At 73.2% G+C, this 19,996-nt stretch carries 17 protein-coding genes; 13 read left to right on the top strand and 4 right to left on the bottom strand.

Translation table 11 applies throughout. The features are described 5' to 3' along the window. The first annotated feature begins 20 nt into the window (after nucleotides 1-20). The 6 genes from OG310_RS25595 to OG310_RS25570 all read left to right on the top strand — a co-directional run bounded on the left by OG310_RS25595 (nucleotide 21) and on the right by OG310_RS25570 (nucleotide 7,002). Nucleotides 21-992, top strand: a complete 972-nt coding sequence (locus OG310_RS25595) for a carbohydrate ABC transporter permease (protein WP_329458204.1) — start codon at nucleotides 21-23, stop codon at nucleotides 990-992. Continuing rightward, a complete protein-coding gene (locus OG310_RS25590; RefSeq protein ID WP_329458203.1) occupies nucleotides 992-1,858 on the top strand; it encodes a carbohydrate ABC transporter permease in 867 nt (288 codons plus the stop codon). The genes OG310_RS25595 and OG310_RS25590 overlap by 1 nt, the downstream gene beginning before the upstream one ends. A 51-nt stretch (nucleotides 1,859-1,909) precedes the next feature. Beyond that, nucleotides 1,910-3,109, top strand: a complete 1,200-nt coding sequence (locus tag OG310_RS25585) for an ROK family protein (protein WP_329458202.1) — start codon at nucleotides 1,910-1,912, stop codon at nucleotides 3,107-3,109. A 304-nt stretch (nucleotides 3,110-3,413) separates the two neighbouring features. Beyond that, nucleotides 3,414-4,268: a Gfo/Idh/MocA family protein gene (locus OG310_RS25580; protein WP_329460380.1), complete on the top strand. Its 855-nt coding sequence runs from the start codon at nucleotides 3,414-3,416 to the stop codon at nucleotides 4,266-4,268. Between the two features lie 348 nt (nucleotides 4,269-4,616). Further along, the gene (locus tag OG310_RS25575) at nucleotides 4,617-5,822 is read left to right on the top strand and encodes a PP2C family protein-serine/threonine phosphatase (RefSeq protein ID WP_443078895.1); all 1,206 of its coding nucleotides are present in this window, start codon (nucleotides 4,617-4,619) and stop codon (nucleotides 5,820-5,822) included. A 181-nt stretch (nucleotides 5,823-6,003) separates the two neighbouring features. Then, complete coding sequence (locus tag OG310_RS25570) at nucleotides 6,004-7,002, top strand: hypothetical protein (protein ID WP_329458200.1); 999 nt, start codon at nucleotides 6,004-6,006, stop codon at nucleotides 7,000-7,002. 105 nt (nucleotides 7,003-7,107) lie between these two features. On the opposite strand, the gene OG310_RS25565 is transcribed toward OG310_RS25570, so the two are convergent. After that, nucleotides 7,108-7,989, bottom strand: coding sequence for a DUF3626 domain-containing protein (locus OG310_RS25565; RefSeq protein ID WP_329458199.1), 882 nt, complete (start codon nucleotides 7,987-7,989; stop codon nucleotides 7,108-7,110). A 309-nt stretch (nucleotides 7,990-8,298) separates the two neighbouring features. After that, nucleotides 8,299-8,802, bottom strand: a complete 504-nt coding sequence (locus OG310_RS25560) for a GNAT family N-acetyltransferase (protein WP_329458198.1) — start codon at nucleotides 8,800-8,802, stop codon at nucleotides 8,299-8,301. A gap of 93 nt (nucleotides 8,803-8,895) precedes the next feature. Here OG310_RS25560 and OG310_RS25555 point away from each other — a divergent pair, with 93 nt between their 5' ends. The 3 genes from OG310_RS25555 to OG310_RS25545 all read left to right on the top strand — a co-directional run bounded on the left by OG310_RS25555 (nucleotide 8,896) and on the right by OG310_RS25545 (nucleotide 12,005). Continuing rightward, on the top strand, nucleotides 8,896-10,860 hold the full coding sequence (locus tag OG310_RS25555) for an SMI1/KNR4 family protein (protein WP_329458197.1): 1,965 nt from the start codon (nucleotides 8,896-8,898) through the stop codon (nucleotides 10,858-10,860). Then, nucleotides 10,847-11,536, top strand: coding sequence for a GNAT family N-acetyltransferase (locus OG310_RS25550; RefSeq protein WP_329458196.1), 690 nt, complete (start codon nucleotides 10,847-10,849; stop codon nucleotides 11,534-11,536). Before OG310_RS25555 ends, OG310_RS25550 begins: the two co-directional genes overlap by 14 nt. A 130-nt stretch (nucleotides 11,537-11,666) precedes the next feature. Beyond that, nucleotides 11,667-12,005: an ArsR/SmtB family transcription factor gene (locus OG310_RS25545; RefSeq protein WP_329458195.1), complete on the top strand. Its 339-nt coding sequence runs from the start codon at nucleotides 11,667-11,669 to the stop codon at nucleotides 12,003-12,005. A 230-nt stretch (nucleotides 12,006-12,235) separates the two neighbouring features. Here OG310_RS25545 and OG310_RS25540 read toward each other — a convergent pair whose 3' ends face one another. After that, nucleotides 12,236-12,595: a hypothetical protein gene (locus OG310_RS25540; RefSeq protein ID WP_329460379.1), complete on the bottom strand. Its 360-nt coding sequence runs from the start codon at nucleotides 12,593-12,595 to the stop codon at nucleotides 12,236-12,238. 390 nt (nucleotides 12,596-12,985) lie between these two features. After that, nucleotides 12,986-13,891, bottom strand: a complete 906-nt coding sequence (locus OG310_RS25535; RefSeq protein WP_329458194.1) for a Gfo/Idh/MocA family protein — start codon at nucleotides 13,889-13,891, stop codon at nucleotides 12,986-12,988. Between the two features lie 375 nt (nucleotides 13,892-14,266). On the opposite strand from OG310_RS25535, the gene glnII reads away from it, so the two are divergent. The 4 genes from glnII to OG310_RS25515 all read left to right on the top strand — a co-directional run bounded on the left by glnII (nucleotide 14,267) and on the right by OG310_RS25515 (nucleotide 19,805). Continuing rightward, on the top strand, nucleotides 14,267-15,286 hold the full coding sequence (gene glnII, locus OG310_RS25530) for a glutamine synthetase (RefSeq protein ID WP_329458193.1): 1,020 nt from the start codon (nucleotides 14,267-14,269) through the stop codon (nucleotides 15,284-15,286). A 341-nt stretch (nucleotides 15,287-15,627) separates the two neighbouring features. Then, on the top strand, nucleotides 15,628-16,896 hold the full coding sequence (locus tag OG310_RS25525; protein WP_443078731.1) for a sensor histidine kinase: 1,269 nt from the start codon (nucleotides 15,628-15,630) through the stop codon (nucleotides 16,894-16,896). Beyond that, a complete protein-coding gene (locus tag OG310_RS25520; protein ID WP_329458191.1) occupies nucleotides 16,881-17,546 on the top strand; it encodes a response regulator transcription factor in 666 nt (221 codons plus the stop codon). The genes OG310_RS25525 and OG310_RS25520 overlap by 16 nt, the downstream gene beginning before the upstream one ends. Nucleotides 17,547-17,717: 171 nt before the next feature. Then, nucleotides 17,718-19,805, top strand: a complete 2,088-nt coding sequence (locus OG310_RS25515) for a hypothetical protein (RefSeq protein ID WP_329458190.1) — start codon at nucleotides 17,718-17,720, stop codon at nucleotides 19,803-19,805. Nucleotides 19,806-19,996: the final 191 nt, after the last annotated feature.

The raw sequence follows: 19,996 nt of genomic DNA, 5'->3' as shown, positions 1-19,996 counted from the left end.
TCCCCCGAGGAAGACGCATCATGAGCACTGCACCGGGCGTCGCGAAGAAGCGACGCCGACTCACCACCGCCCAGCGGGAGAACCGGGCCGGTCTGGCCTTCGTCAGCCCCACCTTCCTGGTGGTCCTCGTCGTCGTGGTCATCCCGATCCTGTGGACCGTGCTGCTGGCCTTCCAGCACGCCAAGCTCGTCGACATCCAGGGCATGGGGCTGTTCGGGAACTGGTCGCTGGACAACTTCACCGAGGTCTTCACCTCGCCCGGTTTCTGGTCCAGCCTGTTCACCACGCTCGCGTACACCGTCGGCGGCACCCTCGGCTCCGTCGTACTGGGCCTCGTCGCCGCGCTCGCGCTGCGCAAACCCTTCCGGGGCCGGGGCCTCATGCGCAGCACCATGCTCCTGCCCTATGTGGCGCCGGTCGTCGCCGTCGCCTTCGTCTGGCAGACCGCGCTGAGCCCCCAGTACGGCATCGTCAACCAGTGGGGCAGCAAGCTGCTCGGCTGGGACCACCCCATCGCCTTCCTCTCCACCCGGTCCTACGAGGTCGACGTCTTCGGATGGCACGTGGGCATACCGCTCGCCCTGCTCACCGTCATCGCCTTCGAGACGTGGCGGTACTTCCCGTTCGCCTTCCTCTTCCTGCTGGCCAGGCTCCAGGCCGTACCGTCAGGCCTCGAAGAGGCGGCGCGCGTGGACGGGGCGACCCCCACCCAGCGCTTCCGGTACATCCTGCTGCCGCAGCTGATGCCGGTGATCGCGCTGCTGTGCGTGCTGCGCTTCATCATGACGTTCAACAAGTTCGACGACGTGTACCTGCTGACCGGGGGCGGCTCCGGCACGGACGTGGTCGCGGTGCGCGTGTACGACTTCCTCACCGCGAACTTCGACGTCGGCGCCGCCGCGGCGCAGGCCCTGGTCCTGGCCGTCGTCCTGATGGTGCTGCTGGGCATCTACTTCAAGTTCTTCGCCAAGAAGGTGCAGGAGGAGGCGTGATGACCCGCGCACAGTTCGAGGAGCGCTTCTTCGGGACGGCCCGCTGGGTCGTCATCGTCCTGCTCGGCCTCATCACCCTGGTGCCCTTCTACTACATGCTGCTGCTGTCGGTGAAACCCATCGACGCCCTGCTGCTCGACCCCGGCTCGCTGTGGGTCTCGACCAAGGAATTCACGCTCTCCACCTACGAGAACGTGCTGCAGCCGACCTCCGACGGCGGCCAGGGCTTCCTGAAGCTCCTGCTCAACTCCGCGCTCGTGTCGCTGGGTACGGTCGTGCTGACACTCGCGGCGGCCGTCCCCGGCGCCTACGCCATCAGCAGGCTGCGGTTCTTCGGCGGGCGGCACGTCAGCGCACTGTTTCTGGCGGTGTACCTCTTCCCCTCCACGCTCCTCGCCGTGCCGCTGTTCGTGATGTTCGCGAAGGCCGGCCTCTCCGGGAGCCTGGTGGGCCTGGCGATCGTCTACATCGCGCAGACCGTGCCGGTGTCGATCTACATGCTGAAGAACTACTTCGTCACCATCCCCGCCAGCGTCGAGGAGGCCGCGGCGCTCGACGGCGCCTCGCGCCTGCAGACCGTACGCAAGGTGGTGCTGCCGCTCGCCCTGCCGTCCCTCATGGCCACCGGGCTCTACGTCTTCATGATCGCGTGGAACGAGTTCCTCTTCGCGCTGCTGTTCCTCGCCGCGGACCCCGACAAGTGGACGGTCTCCCTCGGCCTGCAGCAGTTGTCGAACGGCATCGAGGTGCCGAAGACCGTGCTGATGTCCGGCTCCGTCATCCTCACCATCCCCGTGGTCCTGCTGTTCTACGCTGCGGAGCGGCTGCTGACGGAAGGTCTGACCAGCGGCGCCGACAAGGGCTGAGGGCGCAGCGAGCACGCCGTGGCACAGCGACAGCGAGGAGAACGGACGACCATGCCGGCCAACCAGGCGAGCGCGGGACACCTGTTGCGGTTGATCCGCAGCGGACAGGCCACCACCCGGGGCGAACTCCAGCACGCCACGGGCCTGTCACGGTCCACGATCGGGCACCGGCTGGACCAGTTGTTCGGCGCCGGCTGGCTGCGTGACACCACCACCGCCTCCTCCACCGGCGGACGCCCCTCCGCTCGCCTGGAGTTCGACGCCTCGCACGGCGTCGTGCTCGCCGTGGACCTGGAGACCCGGCACGCCACCGCCGCCGTGCTCTCGCTCGACGGGGAGGTCCTCGCGCAGCGGTCGGCGCCGCTGCTCATCTCCGAGGGCCCCGACACCGTCCTCGACACCCTGGCCCGCTGGTTCCGCCCGCTCCTTGAGAGGGCGGGCGCCGACGTGTCACAGGTGTGCGGGATCGGCCTGTCGGTACCGGGGCCGGTGGACTGGGGCACCGGGCAGATCGTCCAGCCGCCGATCATGCCCGGCTGGGACCAGTTCCCGGTGCCCGCCCGGATGCGGCAGGCCTACGTCCGGCACGTCGACGCCGAACGCGGCGATATCCCCGTCCTGGTCGACAACGACGCCAACCTCATGGCGTACGCGGAGCAACGGCTGCACTACCCGGACTGTTCGGCCTTCGTCCTGGTCAAGATCTCCACCGGCATCGGCGCGGGTGTCGTCGTGGGCGGCGAGCCCTACCGGGGCATCGACGGCGGCGCGGGCGACATAGGGCACATCCGGCTGCACGACGCACCCGACGCCCTGTGCATGTGCGGTTCCTACGGCTGCCTCGCCGCCGTCGCCAGCGGCGGCGCCATCGCCGCGCAGCTCGCCGCCGCCGGCGTCCCCACCGCGTCCGGCTCGGACGTGCGCGAACACCTCGCCGCGGGGCAGCCCGACGCGGTGCGCCTCGCCCGTGAGGCGGGCCGCCGGGTCGGGGGCGTCCTCGTGACCGTCGTGACCGTGCTCAACCCCGGGGTGCTCGTCCTCGCCGGGGACCTCGCCGGCACACCCTTCCTCACCGGCGTGCGCGAACTCCTCTACCAGCGCGCCATGCCCCGCACCACGGCCCACCTGAACGTGGTCACGTCCCGGCTGGGCGACCTCGCCGCGTTGAGCGGCGCGGGCGCCATGGTGGTCGAGCACCTTTACGCCCCCGACCGCGCGGACACCCGGCTGGCCGACCTCAACGGGGGCTGACCACCGCCTTTTTCTGCACTGTCCGCTGTCAACTGTCAGCTGTCAGCTCGTCGGCTCTTCCGCTCTACCCCATTCCGGCGTCACCGCGTTGCCGCCTTCCCGTCTCCACCCCCTCCCGCCCGCCTTCCGCCCTCCCGCTTTCGCCCCTCCCGCCTTCCCTCTCTCCCGCCTTCCTCGTATCCCCTCCCCCTCCTCCCCCGAGCCCGGAGACCCCGTGCCACCGCAGAACGTGCCCCCGCCCCCGCACAGCTCCCCCACGCGGAACACCGCACCCCGGGACGTCCACACACGGTCCCCGGAACCGTTGCGCGTCGGTCTGGTCGGTGCGGGGCCCTGGGCCCGCACCATGCACGCCCGGATGCTCGCCGCCGGTCCCGAGACCCGCCTGAGCGCCGTCTGGGCCAGGCGGCCCGAAGCCGCCGCCGCGACCGCCGCCCCCTACGGCGCCGCCGTCGCCGCGTCCTTCGACGAACTCCTCGAACACAGCGAAGCCGTCGCGTTCGCCGTCCCGCCCGCCGTCCAGGGCGACCTGGCTCTGCGGGCGGTCCGGGCGGGGAAGGCCGTCCTCCTGGAAAAGCCACTGGCCGCCGACCTCGACACGGCGAGGCGGCTCGCCGACGCCGTCGCCGAGCAGGGCGTCGTGTCCCAGATGGTCCTCACCAAGCGATACCACCCCGTCACGCGGGCGTTCCTGCGCGACGCCGCGGGCCTCGACGTCACGGGGGCGCGCTCCTGCTACCTCCACGGCGCCTTCCTGGGTGGTGAGTTCGCGACCTCGTGGCGGTTGGAACAGGGTGCGCTGCACGACCTGGGCCCCCACCTGCTTGACCTGCTGGACGCCGCGGTGGGCCCCATCGTGTCCGTACGCGGCACCGGCGACCCGCGCCGCTGGATCGAGTTGACCTGCGAACACGAGAACGGTGCGGTGAGCCAGGCATCACTTTCCGGCGCCGTGCGCCTCCCCCGTGCCAGCACTCGCGTCGAGTTGTACGGCCCCGGTGCCGAATCCCTGGTCTACGACACGGCGGAGCTCGACCACGAGGAGTGCTGGCCCGTCCTGCGCCGGGAGTTCGCGGCGGCGGTGCGCTCCGGCACACCGACGACCCTGGACGCCGCTCGCGGGCTCCACCTCCAGCGGCTCATCGCCCAGGCCGCCTGACCGGGCCGCCCGCGGGTGCGTGAGGCGGGATCCAGGGCCGGGAGGCCGCGGGGACGTGCCGACGGCCGGGCACGTACGGGAGGCCGGGGACGTACGAGAGGTCGGGCACGTACGAGAGGTCGGGCACGTACGGGAGGCCGGGGACGTACGGGAGGCCGGGGACGTACGGGAGGCAGGCGGCGAGCACGGCACGACGGCGCAGGCAAGCCGTACGGGGTGTCACGGCCGTACGCGACCGCGTCGTCCCGGGCCCTGGGGAGCATCCCGGGGCCGCCGCCATTCGGAGGTGCGTGGACGGGCGGCGGAAGCGGGGCTCTGTGAGACTGCCGAGGTGGGCGGTGACCGATGATGGCGGGAGAGGCACAGGACGGCGGTTTCGACGAGCGGATGCTCGACGAGATGCTGGCCGAGGCGCACGACGCCGCGCCCATGGACCTGCCGCTGCTGGTGGGCCGGCTCGCCGGGATCATAGGGGTGGAACGGATCGACGTGTACCTCGTCGACCTCCAGCAGCGCTTCCTCGTCCCACTCGTGCCCCTCGTGAACGGGCGGCCCACGCTCGACATCGACTCCACCATGGCGGGACGCACCTACCGGACCCTCACTCTGCGCATCGAGGAGAGCCCCCACGACCGGCTGACGGCCTGGCTGCCCCTCGTCGACGGTGCCGAGCGGCTCGGGGTACTCGGCGTGAGCGCCGTGCGGATCGACTCGGTGGTGCTGCGCCGCTGCCGCATCCTCGCGTCCCTGCTGGCCATGGTGATCACGTCGAAGCGCGCGTACAGCGAGGCCTTCGCCCGCCTCACCCGGAGGGAGACGATGCGGCTGCCCGCCGAACTGGTTCGCGCCTTCCTGCCTCCGCGCAGCATCGCGAACCTGCGTGCCAGTTCGACGGCCGTGCTGGAGCCCGCGTACCAACTGGGCGGTGACGCGTTCGACCACTCGCTGACGGAGTCGACGCTGCACGCGACGATCTTCGACGCCATGGGTCACAACCTCGCCTCGGGTCTGGCCACGGCGGTGTCCATGGCCGCTTGCCGCAGCGCGCGCCGCGCCGCGGCGGACCTGCCGGAGATGGTCGAGTCCGTCGACCGGGCGCTCGCCCGCTGGCTGCCGGAGCAGTACTGCACCGGCGTCCTGGCCCAGCTCGACACGGACGAGGGAATCCTGCGGTGGTGCAACTGCGGCCACCCACCGCCCCTGCTGATCCGGGACGAGCGGGTGCTGGAGGGCGCGTTGGAGCGGCCGCCGGAACCGCCGATGGGCATGCCGTCCGAACTGTTCGACGGGGCCCGCACGGTCCACGAGGAGCGGCTGCGGCCCGGTGACCGGGTGCTGCTGTACACCGACGGTGTGACCGAGTCCCGCATCGTCGGGGACGTGCAGCTCGGGCTCCAGCGGTTCACCGACTCCATCATCCGGGCGACCGCCGCGGGCACCGTCCCCGCCGAGGCGCTGCGGCAGCTCATCCATTCGCTGCTGGACCGCCAGCAGGACGCGCTCCGCGACGACGCGACTCTCCTGCTGGTGGAGTGGCGGGCCCCCTCGGCATGACGATCGCACCGCCCGGCCGCATCAGGCGCCGTCCCGCGACAGCCGCAACGGCGGACCATCCGGTACCGGTAGCGGCTGCGGGGTGCCTTCGCGCGGCGCGTGCCGCGTATGCGGATCACGGGGGCGGGTAGCCGACCCCTGTCAGGGCATGCAAACAGGCAGACGCACAACGGGAGATGGCATGGTCCGCAAGGGTATGGGGCGTCGCACGGCGGCCCTCGCTATCAGTGGCGTGGCGGCCGTGGGCGTACTGGCGGGCTGCGGTCCCACCGGCGGGAACGCCAACAGCGCCGGTGACGGGTCCACTTCCCCCGCTCCCTCGGGTTCGGCGTCCGCGCCGGGCGCGGGCAGCGGGTCCGGCGGCGGGCAGGACGCGGCCGCCGTGCGGTCCGCGTACCAGAAGACCGCCGACGAGAAAAGCGCGAAGCTGACCATGAGCACGATGGTCGGCGGGGTCGGCGGCAACGGCTCGATGACCCTGCACGGTTCCGGCGTGATCGACCTCGCGAACGGCGGGAGCCAGGTCACGATGAACATCGGCGACCAGCAGATCGAGGAGCGGACGCTGGACGGCATGCTCTACGAGAAGCTGCCGGCGACCACCTCCCGCCAGCTGCTGCCCGCGGGCAAGACCTGGCTGAAGCTCGACCTGAAGAAGGTCGCGGGAGCCCTCGGCGGCAGTTCGGGCGCCACCGCCGGCATGACCGATCCGGCCGCCCCCTTCACGTACGTCAAGGGCCTGAGCGGCACGGACGTCACGAAGGTCGGAACGGAGACGGTGAACGGCACCCGGACCACGCACTACCGGGCCTCGGTCGACGTGGGGAAGCTGACACCCGGCAACACCGCGGAGTCGCGGCAGCTGCGGCAGCAGCTCGGTGACCGGCTGCCCGTGGACCTCTGGCTCGACGACCAGGGCCGGATCCGGCAGGAGGAGGTCAGGGCCACGGTGAAGACCGGTGCCGGTGCGTCCGCTTCCTCCTCGGCGTCCCCGGCGCCGTCCGCCGCGGCCGGGAAGGTCGCGCTCGACTCGAAGCTCCAGTTCACCGACTTCGGCACGAAGGCCGACGTGAGCGCGCCGCCGGCCGCGCAGACCGCGGACGTCACGGCGAAGCTCGCCCAGGGTGCGACGGAGGGTACGGCCGGCGGGTCGGCGGCGCCGAGCGGCACCTCGGGCTGAGCCGGCAGTCGCGGGTACGTATACGGGGGCGGGTACGTATACGCGAGCGGGTACGGGCTGCGTCGATCGGGGGCGCGGCCCGGCCACGTTCCACGGGTTTTCGGATCACGGGTCACGGGGCTGCGGGGGCTGCGGGGCGCCGAAGCGTGCCACGTAGTGCCAGACCTTCTTCACTGCCTGCGGGTCATACCACCCCGACCGTGCCGCCTCACCCACGACGCCCGGATCCAGTACACCCTCCCGCGCGATCCTGACTCCCAGGACCACGTACTCCCGGCCCCGGAACTCCGGATGCTCCCGCAGCACGCGCACCGGCAGCCGGTAGCCCGGGTGCCACACGAGCGGGCAGGGCAGGTGCCGCGCCGCCGCTTCGACAGGCGTACCGCGGTAGCACGCGTCGAGCACCAGCGCCTCGACGTCGGTGCCGATGCGCACCGGGCCGTGGATCTGCGCCTCGACGTGGCTGTCGAGCGGGTCGCGACCCTCCGCCACCGACTTCGCCACCAGCCGGTCGCCGCGCTCCACGATCCCGAAGTCCACCGGGCCGGTCGAGCTGTCCGGATAGCAGAAGGTGGTGCGGGCGAGTGTGGCGGCAGTGAGCCGGAAGTACGAAGAACCGAAGCGCGGGGCACCCCCGGCACCCGACTCCAGGAAGTCCAACGCACCGTGGACGGGCCGCTCGTCGGGCCGTGCCGTGTCGTAGGCGCCGTCGAAGATACGGCTCTCCCAGCGCCAACGGTCGCCGCCCGGACGGGCGGTGAGGCCGCCGTTGCTGGTACCGGTGACGAACTGCGCGTAGTAGATGCCGTCCCCGGCAATGGACGCGAGCACGGACAGGCCGTCACGCGCGAGCCGGTCGGGATGGAAGTTCAGCGTGACCCGCCACGCGGGATCGAGGGGCCCGCCCCGTGCGAGGGACGCGACATGGCGGACCGCGCGCACTCCCGGCTCCTCGTCGGCCGGCGCGAGGAGTCTGGGCAGATCCATACGGTGCAGTGTGTACCGCGCCGGAACCATCGCGCACCTCTCCCGACGCGGTGAGCGCCCGGCGGCCGACCGGAGCGTGCGAGGTATCGCGTGCGGCCGTACTGCCGGGGACCCGCGGACGGACCGTACCGGCTGACGCGTACCAACTGACGCGCACCGACTGGCGTTTACCGATTTACGTACCGACCGGAACGCGCCGGGCGGGACGCTCGGGGTGGGAGTCGCGGGGCGGGAGTCTCGGGCCTGGAGCGTGCCGGGCGGTGCCCGGCCGCGTCGGGCGCTCGGCACGTGTCAGGCGCTCGGCACGTGTCAGGGGCCCGTCGGAATGCTCAGTTCCGGGCGGTCCCACAGCACCGCGGGCGGGTGGGCCCTGCTGATGCCGGTGCGCCTCGCGCCGACGCTCGTGTAGAAGCCCTCCGCAGGGGGGTGCGACACCACGTGGACGTGGTCCGCGCCGGCGGCGCGTGCCGTCGCCTTCATGTGCTCCACGAGCCGGCGGCCGATCCCGCGTCCCTGCGCCGGGTCCGCGACGAAGAGGAGGTCGAGTTCGGGCTCGGGGGGTGTGAGCAGCAGGGCGTAGAACCCGAGGATCCGGCCCCCCGTGGTCGCCTCTCCCGTCCCGGCGGCCTCCACCGCCACGAAGACCTGGTGTGCCTCGATGTAGTCGGGGCCCACGCGGTACCCGGCGATCATCGACGCGTACGGGCCCTCGTACGCACGGGACGAGGTGACCAGGGCGGTGAGCCGTTTCGCGTCGCGTGCGGTCGCCCGCCGGATCGCGACTCCCGCCCCGCGGGTGACGCGTTGTGCCATGGGAGAAGTATGACGCAGCCGCACGTCGGAGCGGCGGGACGCTCTTGTCCACAGGCCGGGACGGTTGTCGGTGGCGGCTGGCACGATGAGGTCATGAAGATCTACAACTGGCGTCCCTTCCTCGACCGGTGGCGCGCGGACGCGTCCGCGGCACGGGACGCCTCGGGGGATGAGCCGGTCGGTCCGGTGCGGGAGCCGGGGTTCCCGCCCGCCGACGCGGCGCGCGTCGGCGCGCTGGAGGAGCTGCTGGGCGCGGAGCTGCCGCCGAGCTTCCGCTCGTTCCTGGCCGCGAGCGACGGCTGGCGGCCGCTGGGCACAGAGGTCGCGCTGCTCGGCACGGCGGACGGCAGCAGGTGGCACGAGGGCGCGGAGCCTGCGGAGCTCGCCACGGGCGTCGCGGACGAGGACGCGTCCGGCGAGCAGGTCCCGCCGGCCCGGATGTGGGGGCGCGCGCTGCAGCTGGCGGTGGGATCGGACACGACGGACGTACTGCTCGATCCGGGGGACGTGGACGCGGACGGCGAGTGGGCCGCGTACCTGTACCGGCACCGCTCCGGCGTCGCCCCGGAGCGGTACGCGTCCTTCCTCGATCTGATGCAGGGGCTGTTCCGGACGGCCCAGCGACAGTGGAGCGACCACCTCGGTGCCGCCTATGTCTCGGAGACGACGCGTGAGCTCGACACGGACACGGAGGACGCCCGGCTCGCGCTGCTGGCCGGGGAGGACGTCGATACGTGGCTGCCCGCGCTGAGCGACGCGGCGGAGCACGGCAGGCCCCGGGCGCGGGTCCTGCACGCGCAAGTGGCTGCCCTGCTCGACGCGCGCCCCCGCTCCTTCGCCGCCGTCACGGCTCCGGGGTGGATGGCGGGCGTGGCATCGGGGTGGGACGACCCGCTGCTGGTCAGGGAGTTCCTGCCCCTGGCGGCGTGGACCCGGGCCGGACACGCCCCGGACGCCGCTCCGGACACCCTGTTCGCAAGGTCGCTGGTGACCGCTGCGGGCGAGGACGGCACGGACACCGGCACCGGCAGCGGCACCGGCACCGAGGAACGGGTCTCGGTGGTCACCGCGACGCTGAGGGCCGTGCGGGAGCGTACGTACCGCTACGAGGGGGCCGGCGGGTTCGGCCAGGCAGCGGACGCGGCCCGGGAACAGGCGCGCTGGGGCGACACGGACGGCGCCTGGCGCACGCTCGCGGCCGCCCTGCCGCAGTGGGAGCCGTACGGCGAGGACCAGGTGGCGGCGGTCGGCCTGCTCGCGGACCCGGTACTCGGCCCGCTGATCACGCCCGAGCGGGGTCGCCTCATCCTGGAGACGCCGACGGCGGGGAGACGCCTGGGGGCAGACGCGGGCGCGGTGACGGAAGACGAAGGCGGCGGGGACCCCGACGGGCTGACCTGGCTGGTGGACGAGGACGGGCAGCACCCCCACGGCTACCGCTTCCTGTGCGTCGAGGGAATGGGGCCCGCCGCGCTGGCCGACCGGTTGGGCGGCGGCCCGCTGCCCGTCCCGTACGGGGCCTGCGACCTGAGCGGGGCACGGCCGGCCGGGGACCCCGCCCCGGTCAGGCTGGGGCACGCGGGTCCGGGCTGGGGCTTCGCCTTTGACGGCGCGCCGACGGAGCGCTTCCGGCCCGGCCGGCTCGCTGTTCCCGAGGAGGCGGCCTCCGCGACCGGCGCCGGGCGGGCGCTTGCCGTCTGGGTGGAGCGGGACCGCGGGAGCGACGGTCCTGGTGGGGTCTTCCACTTCTCCGCCGCGCGCGACGGGCGGCCCGCGTACGGGTTCACCTGGCGCGACGGCGGGTTCGAGCAGTGGGGTGAGCTGCCCCCGGGACTCGACCCCCGGACACTGTTCCCGGGGGCGGGCGTCCGAACGCTCGACCCGGACGACGAGTTCGAGGCGCTCCTCGCCATAGGGACCGTGTTCGGGATATCACTGCCGCGCTTCGCGCTCACGCGGGGGCGACTGGCCGCGACCGCCCCGCCGGCCTGGCTGCTGCCGCCCGCGCAGGACGGGCCGCGCCTCGTGGAGGGTCAGGGTCACCATGCCGGGCGATGAGTTCAGCCGGCCGCTGGTCGCCGCGCCGATCCGGACCAGGAGGCTGACGCTCAGGCCGCTGCGGATCGCGCACGCGACGGAGATGGCGCGCGTGCTGTCGGACCCCGCCCTCCACCTGTTCATCGGCGGCGAGCCGTTGTCGGCCGAGGAACTGCGGGCGCGGTACGGGCGCATGCTGGCCGGGCCGGACGACCCGGCGGTGTCCTGGTGCAACTGGGTGATCGAGCTTCGTGAGCGAGGGGATGGCGGAGAGCCGGGCACTCACCCGGAGCCCGTCGAGGACGGCGGGCCGCCGGTCGATGACGGCGAGCCGAGCGGTGAACGGGAGCCGGACGGTGATGGCGTCCGCGCGGGCGTCGAGGAGGGGGCCGGCGGTGGGCGGCTGGTGGGCACGGTGCAGGCGACCGTCACCGCGTCGAAGGCGGGACTCCACCCGGGTCGCACGGCCGAGCTGGCGTGGGTGATCGGCAGCGCGTGGCAGGGGCGGGGCATCGCGACGGAGGCCGCCCGGGGGATGGCCGAGTGGCTGGAGGGCCGTGGCGTGCGCACCTTCGTCGCCCATGTGGCCCCGGGCCACGTCGCGTCGGCCACGGTCGCGCGCGCCGTCGGGCTCGTACGGACCGGTGTGATGTACGACGGAGAGGACCGGTGGGAGCGGCGTCCGGACGGCGGGTGACCCGGCCGGGCGGGGTGGACGTGAGGGGCCCCGCCTGACGTCGGGCGCCGGCCGGGAGGACGCCGCCGCCCCGCTCCGGGTGGCACAGCAGACGGAAGCGGACATACCGTCGAACAACTATGCTGACCGCATGAGGAATGCGGTGCACCCCGGCATGGACGAGGTGAGCGTCACCGACGTGATGTCCGCGCTCAGCGACCCCATCCGGATGGGGATCGTCCGAGTGCTGTCGGACGGCGTGGAGCGGGGTTGGAGCGAACTGCGGGCCCCGGTGGCCAAGTCGACGCTCAGCCACCATCTGCGTGTCCTGCGGGCGGCCGGTCTGACGCGTACCCGCGAGGAGGGCACCCGGTGCTTCGTCGTCCTGCGGCGCCAGGAGTCACAAGCGCGCTTTCCCGGCCTGCTGGACGCCGTCATCACGGCGGCGGACCGGGACGGCGTGGGCGGTCAGGTCGGGCTGGCCAGGTAGGCGCCGCCACGGTGGTCGGCGCCGCCCGGGCGGCGCCGTGGGAGCAGGACCGTGCAGGCCCCACCCCCAACGGCCGCGACCACCGGACCAGCCGGTCAACGGGAGACCGACGCCCCGGCGGATCACCGGATCACCGGATCACCGAATCCACTGAGCCGCCGGCGCATCGGCCGCCCGGCGGATCAGCGGACCGGCGGATCAGCGGACCGGCGGATCAGCGGATCAGCGGATCAGCGGATCAGCGAACGGACCATTCCGCAGGTCCTGTCGGACGGCGGGTGCACACCGATGCGGGCCGCCGTGGCCCTGATCCGGCTGTTGTCGGCGTTGGCCGGGTGGTAGACGCCGGTGTCGAGCAGGGCTATGGCCAGGCGCATGGCCTTGAGCCTGCGGTTGTGCTCCTCGTACCACTCGCGGGGCTGGTTCGCGGGCAGGGGCAGACGCTTCAGCGGCGGCAGCGACGGCCCCGAAGGACGGGTCGTGGGACGGGCGCTCGCCCTCGTGCGGCGCGGCTTCGCCGGGCTCTCGGTGGGGTGAACCTGATCGGAGTGGGTTGTCTCGGTGGTGTGGTCGTTCGCCGTCTCCGGCATCGCGGCAGCGGCCATCGGTGACCTCCTAGCGGTGGCTGGCGCGCGGTCGTCCAGCTCTCCCGAACTCCCTCCATTTTACTGCTCCCCACTGACAATCAGCCCTGGCCAGAAGGGTTTTGGGGCTGACGTGACACCTGCGTCGAACGGTGCGGAACGGGGTCGGCAACGCGTCCGTGCCGGGCATGCGCCCCGACCCGCGGAGCGCGGTGACCGCCCCCCGCAGTCGTCCCGGTCCGTACGCCGGGGAGCACCCGGTCCCTCGCCGCCGGCCGGGTCCCGGGGGCCGGCCGGACGACGGGCCGCGAGTGCCGCCCTCGGCGTGACCCGGCGGAGGAGGACGCCCGGGGAGCCGCCCCCCGGGGGGCCCGGGAGCACCAACTCCCCGTCCGGTTACGCGTGCGCCGCGATGCTGCGCTCGGCGTCCGTGAGGATCTCCGTGACCCGTGCGCCGAAACGTACGTCCACGTCGTGCGGCCTGCCGGTCCGTACTGCTTCGAGCAGGCCGTCGATCGCCGACTCGAACGACTCCTGGGCGCTCCCCGTGCCCTCGGGCATGCGCTGCACGCCGTGCCGGCCGCTGAGCTCGAACACGTTGCCGGCGCCCGCCTGGGGGGCGCTCAGGCTGAGGGACACCGTGCTGGAGGCACCCGACGCGTGGCGCAACACCAGATGGGTGAGGTCGGGCTCCGTGCGTACGGCCGTCACATCCCTCACGTCACCGAGGATCGGCAGCAGCACCGACAGGGCGTGCGGACCGACGTCCCACAGGCCCCCCTTGTCGCGCCGCCACGGGGACGCGGCGAACGGACTGTCCGAGCCGTCGGAGTACAGCGAGCCGAGCCACTGCGCGTGCGCGGTGAACCAGTCGCCGGCCGCGGCCTGTTCGTCGATCCACCGTGACGTGATCGTCTCGAAGCGTGCGGTGAAGAACACGGTGGAGAAGACTCCCGCACGCTCGGCCGCCTCCACGACCTCGCGCGCGCCCTCCACCGTCGTGGCGACCGGCTTGTCGAGGAGCAGGTGCTTGCCGGCCGCGGCCGCGCGGACCGCCAGCGGCGCCTGGATGTCCGGCGGCAGGGCGAAGGCGACGGCGTCGCTCGCGGCGATCAGCGCGTCGACACCGTCGTCACCCGAGTACGCGGCGGTGCCGAGCGTGTCGGCGAGAGAGGCGGCGGCGTCCGGGCGGCGCCCCCAGACACCGCTGAGCTCTATCCCGGGGTGGGCGGCGAGCGCTGGGCCGTGGGTCATCTGGGCCCACGGTCCTGTACCGAAAAGTCCGATGCGTGACTTACTCATGCCGCTCAGTCTGCCGTGTCCGCGCCCGGCCCGGTCGCGCGGCACCCGTGTACCGGCGGTAGGCCCTTCATCTGTACCGGCGGTACGCCCCGCCCCCGCGTGCCGGCGGTCCGGCGGGGGGCGGGGCGACCCCGGCACGGCGGCGGTGCGAGAACCACGCGGGGGCGGCCCGGAGCGGCACGAGGACAGCGCGCGCGACGCGAAGCCGACTGGGAGGGACGCGGGTAACACATGGTTCACCACCGGGCAACGGCCCTGAAATGGCGCATTGCGAAGCTGCGTGGAGAGCCGCGGTGCACCGTACGTACGCCGGCCGTCCGCGCCACCGAACATGCGTACGTACGTGCACACCATGCAGAACGAAGGAAGCAGCCCGTGACGTTCAAGGCCGAGTACCTGTGGATCGACGGCACTCAGCCGACCGCGAAGCTCCGTTCGAAGACGAAGGTTTTGCGGGACGGAGACCAGCCGCCGGTCTGGGGATTCGACGGTTCGAGCACGAACCAGGCCCTGGGCCACGCCTCGGACCGGGTGCTCAAGCCGGTGTTCACCTGCCCGGACCCGATCCGGGGTGGCGCCGACGTCCTCGTCCTGTGCGAGGTCCTCGACATCGACATGACGCCCCACGCGTCCAACACGCGCGCGCCGCTGACCGAGGTGACCGCGCGTTTCGCCGCGCAGGAGCCCGTCTTCGGCATCGAGCAGGAGTACACGTTCTTCAAGGGCTCCCGTCCGCTCGGCTTCCCCGAGGGCGGCTTTCCCGCGGCCCAGGGCGGTTACTACTGCGGGGTGGGCGCGGACGAGATCTTCGGCCGGGACATCGTCGAGGCGCACCTCGACAACTGCCTGCGGGCCGGGCTCGGCATCTGCGGCATCAACGCGGAGGTCATGCCGGGGCAGTGGGAGTTCCAGATCGGCCCGCTGGCGCCGGAGGCGGTCGCGGACCAGATGTGGATCGCGCGCTGGCTGCTGTACCGCACGGCGGAGGACTTCGGGGTGTCGGCGACCCTCGACCCGAAGCCCGTGAAGGGCGACTGGAACGGTGCGGGCGCGCACACCAACTTCTCGACCCGTGCCATGCGGGAGGGGTACGCGCCGATCATCACCGCGTGCGAGGCGCTGGGCGAGGGCTCGAAGCCGCTCGACCACGTGAAGTCCTACGGCGCCGGCATCGACGAGCGCCTCACCGGCCTGCACGAGACCGCGCCGTGGAACGCGTACAGCTACGGCGTCTCGGACCGGGGCGCGTCGGTCCGCATCCCGTGGCAGGTCGAGCAGGACGGCAAGGGCTACATCGAGGACCGGCGGCCGAACGCGAACGTCGACCCGTACGTGGTGACCCGCCTGATCACGGACACCTGCTGCACCGCTCTGGAGAAGGCCGGACAGGCCTGACACCACCAAGACGCGGCGGGAGCCGTGGGGGCCGTGGGGGCCCCGGGGTACGTGGGGGGTGGCCGCCTGCACCGGTCACCCCCCACACTCATGCGCCCCTTCGTGCGACGCCGTCGCTACGGCCCTCCACCTGCGAGAACGTGAGGACGTCAACCGCCGATGACGCGACGGTGTTGCCAGCTACACCATCACTCCGGGGGGCTGCACGGCTGACGGGGCCCCGTCCCAGCCGACAGACTGGGACGCGGATCCGGGGGCCGGATCCGAGTACGGGTTCGCGGTTCGCGGTTCGCGGTTCGCGGTTCGCGGTTCGCGGGAGGATCCCTCCCGCGCGGGAGGGGATGGTCGGCATGGGGAAGATGATCCGGGAATCGCTGCGTGCGGTGGGCCGCGGGCTGCTGGTGTGCTTCGCCTCGCTCGTGGGCTCGATCACGCTGTTCGTCGTCGCCGTCCTGTCCATCGCCTTCATCCCGCTGGGCGTCGGCCTGTTCACCACGCCCGCGATCCTGGCCGCCGTGCGCAGACACGCGAACCGGCGCAGGGCCTGGGCGGTGGAGTGGACAGGGCTGCGGATCCCCGATCCGTACGGACCGTTCCCGCCGGCTGCCGGAGGCGGGTTCGCCGGGCGGCTGAAACGCACGTGGCTGCTGATGAGGGACCCCGGTACGTGGCGTGATCTGCGCTGGCTCCTGGTGGACATGACCGCGGGGTGCCTCAGCGCCTTCGTCGCGCCCGTACTCCTCGGCTACGGACTGCAAGGATTCGTGCTCCTGGGCGGGTTGTGGCGGGTCTTCCGGCACGACCCCTACTGGTACGGGTTCCTGCCGGTCTCGACGCCGGTGTCGGCGCTGTGCGCGGCGGCGCTCGGGACGGTCCTCCTCGCCCTCATGGTCCGCTACGCACCCGCCGTGCTGCGGGGCCACTTCGTCCTCACACGGTCGATGCTCGACCCGGGCCGTGACGCGGCGCTGACCCGGCGCGTGGAGCGCCTGACCGAGACGCGGCACGACGCCGTGGACGCCTCGGCGAGCGAACTGCGCCGTATCGAGCGGGATCTGCACGACGGCGCGCAGGCCCGTCTCGTCGCCGTCGGGATGGACCTGGGCACCATCGAGGCCCTCATCGAGAAGGACCCGGCCAAGGCCAGGGAACTGATCGGGCAGGCCCGCCGCTCCTCCGCCGACGCGCTGACGGAGCTGCGCGACCTGGTGCGCGGCATCCATCCGCCGGTGCTCGCCGAGCGCGGTCTCGGCGACGCGGTACGGGCGCTGGCCCTGCGCATGCCGGTCGGGACGGAGGTCACGGTGGACCTGCCGGGACGTGCCCAGGCCCCGGTCGAGTCGGCGGCGTACTTCACTGTCAGCGAGGCCCTCGCCAACGCCGCGAAGTACTCGGGCGCGGACCGGATATGGATCGACATCTCCCACTCCGGGGGCATGCTGCGCGCGTCGGTCACCGACAACGGGCAGGGCGGTGCCACGATCGGAAAAGGCTCGGGACTGGGCGGACTTGAGCGCAGGCTCGGTACATTCGACGGCGTACTGGCCGTCAGCAGCCCCGCGGGCGGTCCCACGCTGGTGACCATGGAGATCCCTTGCGAGTTGTCCTAGCCGAAGATCTCTTCCTCCTGCGGGACGGCCTGGTCAGGATGCTGGAGGCGTACGACTTCGAGATCCTCGCCGCGGTGGAGAGCGGGCCCGAACTCACCAAGGCTCTCGCGGAGTTGGATCCCGACGTGGCGGTGGTGGACGTCCGGCTCCCGCCCTCGGGCACGGATGAGGGCCTTCAGTGCGCCCTGGCCGCCCGCAGGGCACGCCCCGGGCTCCCGGTGCTCGTGCTCTCCCAGCACGTCGAACAGCTCTACGCGCGCGAACTGCTGGCCGACGGCAACGGCGGCGTGGGGTACCTCCTCAAGGACCGGGTGTTCGACGCGGACCAGTTCATCGACGCGGTGCGCCGGGTGGCCGGCGGGGGCACGGCGATGGACCCGGTGGTCATCCAGCAGCTGCTGAGCAGGCGTTCGCAGGACTCCACGGTCGGCAGCCTCACACCGCGTGAACGCGAGGTGATGGAGCTGGTGGCGCAGGGCCGCTCCAACGCGGCCATCGCCGCACAACTGGTCGTCACCGAGCGGGCAGTGGCCAAACACACCTCCAACATCTTCGCGAAGCTGGGCCTTCCGGTGTCGGACGACGACAACCGCCGCGTACTCGCCGTCCTGGCCTACCTCGACCACGGCAAGGGACAGGGACCGGGCTGACGCCGGGGCGCCCGCGGCCGGCGGAGACCCGGCCGGCGAACCAGCCCGAGCGGGAGCGGACGGAGGCGGCTTCGTGGTTCCGGCACCGCGTCCCGCGCCCCCGCGCCCCCGCCGCACTGGTGTGCGCACCCGCTGGAGTGACCATCCGACCATGGCCTCGTTGTCCTCCACGTGCGTTCCCACGATGCCTCAACCGCCCCGTCAGCCGTCCCCGGCCCCAACGGCCGCACCGGCGCCGCCGTCGACCCCGCGCACCCGCTGTCCGCGGTCGGCATCGACGAGGCCGAGGCCGCCCTTGTCGCGCACTACCCGCGTCTGGTGCGGCTCGCGTACCTCGTGCTCGCGCCGTCGCTGGGGCGCGGACGCCGGGTGCTCACCGCGCACGCGATCGTGCAGCGTTCGCTGCCGCGCGGCCGGGACAAGGACGTACGGCCCGCGCTGCCCGCGCCACGACGCACACCCGTGGACGCCGCGCAGGATCCGGGGTACGCGCTGCTGCGTGACCGGGTCGTGCGCCAGGCCCTCGACGCGGACCTGCCGCTGCTGCGGTTCGCCCTGCCGAAACGGTCGCAACTGCCGCCCGTCCTGCCGCGCGTCTGGGGCCTGCGGCTGGCGCCCCGCCAGGGTGGCGGCGCCGGCGAACTCGCCCTGGAGCACCGGCTCGCGAGTATGCCGGGGCCGGTGCGCGCCGCGTTCGTGCTGCGCGGTCTGGAGCGCCTGCCGGAGGCCGAGGTGCGGCGCGTGCTCGACGCCGCGGGGATCGCGGACCCGGCCACCACGGTGGCCTCGGCGGCGCGTGCCGCGGGCGACGGCCCGGGCGGCGGGGGCACGGGGTGCGTCGATCCCTCGCTGCTGCGCTCGCCCGAGTTCGACCCGTGTGCCCTGACGGCGCGCCCCACGGACCTGATCCGGCGCCGCCAGCACGGCAAGGCCGCGCTCGCCGCCGTCGCCGCACTCGTGGTGTGCGGGGCGCTGCTCGGGCTGCCGGGCGACGGCTGGGGCCCCGACGGGCCCGCCGCCCCCTCCTACGCGCTCAACCCGGCGGCCCAGGCGGCCCTCGACCCTGCGAAGGTGGTCCGGGTCGCGCCCACCGCGTGGCGCGAGGCACCCCGTGCGGACTTCTCGGTGTGGCCGGCGCGCGGCCCGCTCGTCAAGGACACCGAGCTGCTGCGCAGGGCGCTCGCGGTGTGGGCGCGTCCCGGCGGCTCGGTCGAGGTCTCGACCACGCCGGGCACGCCGTCGGGGCCGCCGATGGGCCCGCCGCAGCTGTTGTACGCGGGCACGGTGGACCGGGCGCGCGTGGTCCTGTTCTTCGACGGCCTGCGGGTCGTGCGGTACGCGGAGCCCGTCCAGGGCACGTCGGCCGCCGCGATCGACTTCGCACGGGCGGGCGAGGCAGGCGACGGCGCGTCCGACGCGGTCGTCGTGGACCGCTCGGACGGCAATGTGCGCTACCTCACCGCGCCGTGGGTCTCCGGCACGACCGAGCGCGACCTGCTGGCACCCGACGCCGCCGCGCTGCCGCTGCACCGCGCCGCGGACGGCGTGACGGACGCGCTGCGCAGTCCGGCCATGGCGAGCACCTGCACGTCGTGGGAGACCCTGGAGGTACGGGACGGCGGCGACGGCACGGCGGGAAGCGGGGACGGGGGCACGGGAGACCGGCGGCTGCTGAGCGATCTCGGGGAACTACTGCCCGCGCGGCTGACGGCGGGGTCCCCCGCGTCGCCCCAGGACGTCACGTCCGAGACGGCCCGCGCGTCCTGGTCCCGCACGGCCTGCCTGCTGCCGACGATGGGCGGGCACGGCGTGATGTCCGTCAACTCGTGGCGGTTCGCGCAGCAGGAGCTGCCGGACGGCGAGGGCACCGCGAACTGGGTCTGCACGCGCGGCGAGACGTGGCAGGGGGCGGACAGCAGGATCCTGGCGCAGTTCCAGGCACCGCTGCCGTCGGCGCCGTCGGCCTCGTCCGCCTCGGGACAGGGCGGCAACCCGGGCGCGATCACGGCGACGGCGACCGGGTCCCCGGCGTGCGGCCCGAAGGCGCCCGAGGCGCTCGCGGGCGCGCTCTGGAAGTCGAAGGCGGGCAACTGGTACCTGCTGGGGGCGGGCAGCGAGCAGGTCACGTCGCTGACGGCCTCGGGCGGGGCCCGGGCGACCGTACCGGGCCGCCTGATGGCCCTGCCGGCCAAGGAGGGCAGCCGGACGCGCCTGAAGGGCACGTTGGAGAACGGCGACTCACTGGACACGCTGCACTGACGGCCGTCGCGGGGCCGTCGCGGGGCCGTCGGCAACCGTCGGCGCCCGCCCGGTCGTCCACCGTCAGGCGCCGGGAACCCCGGGCCCACCAACCGGCCTCCGCACGCACGGTGCCCGGCTCCCGCCGCTCGCCCCCCGCGCCCCGGGTCCGCGCACGTCGGGTCGGCGCACGTCGGGTCCCACACCTCGGG

Origin of the sequence: Streptomyces sp. NBC_01497, from assembly GCF_036250695.1 — a bacterium.
GTDB lineage: Bacteria > Actinomycetota > Actinomycetes > Streptomycetales > Streptomycetaceae > Streptomyces.
This window is presented reverse-complemented; position numbering and strand designations above follow the sequence as displayed.

What these genes read in the sequence shown, in the direction of transcription:
- OG310_RS25595 (WP_329458204.1), top strand. Translation starts at nt 21, where the DNA reads ATGAGCACTGCACCGGGCGTCGCGAAGAAGCGACGCCGACTCACCACC.
- OG310_RS25590 (WP_329458203.1), top strand. Translation starts at nt 992, where the DNA reads ATGACCCGCGCACAGTTCGAGGAGCGCTTCTTCGGGACGGCCCGCTGG.
- OG310_RS25585 (WP_329458202.1), top strand. Translation starts at nt 1,910, where the DNA reads ATGCCGGCCAACCAGGCGAGCGCGGGACACCTGTTGCGGTTGATCCGC.
- OG310_RS25575 (WP_443078895.1), top strand. Translation starts at nt 4,617, where the DNA reads ATGGCGGGAGAGGCACAGGACGGCGGTTTCGACGAGCGGATGCTCGAC.
- OG310_RS25570 (WP_329458200.1), top strand. Translation starts at nt 6,004, where the DNA reads ATGGTCCGCAAGGGTATGGGGCGTCGCACGGCGGCCCTCGCTATCAGT.
- OG310_RS25565 (WP_329458199.1), bottom strand. Translation starts at nt 7,989, where the DNA reads ATGGATCTGCCCAGACTCCTCGCGCCGGCCGACGAGGAGCCGGGAGTG.
- OG310_RS25560 (WP_329458198.1), bottom strand. Translation starts at nt 8,802, where the DNA reads ATGGCACAACGCGTCACCCGCGGGGCGGGAGTCGCGATCCGGCGGGCG.
- OG310_RS25555 (WP_329458197.1), top strand. Translation starts at nt 8,896, where the DNA reads ATGAAGATCTACAACTGGCGTCCCTTCCTCGACCGGTGGCGCGCGGAC.
- OG310_RS25550 (WP_329458196.1), top strand. Translation starts at nt 10,847, where the DNA reads ATGCCGGGCGATGAGTTCAGCCGGCCGCTGGTCGCCGCGCCGATCCGG.
- OG310_RS25545 (WP_329458195.1), top strand. Translation starts at nt 11,667, where the DNA reads ATGAGGAATGCGGTGCACCCCGGCATGGACGAGGTGAGCGTCACCGAC.
- OG310_RS25540 (WP_329460379.1), bottom strand. Translation starts at nt 12,595, where the DNA reads ATGCCGGAGACGGCGAACGACCACACCACCGAGACAACCCACTCCGAT.
- OG310_RS25535 (WP_329458194.1), bottom strand. Translation starts at nt 13,891, where the DNA reads ATGAGTAAGTCACGCATCGGACTTTTCGGTACAGGACCGTGGGCCCAG.
- OG310_RS25525 (WP_443078731.1), top strand. Translation starts at nt 15,628, where the DNA reads ATGGTCGGCATGGGGAAGATGATCCGGGAATCGCTGCGTGCGGTGGGC.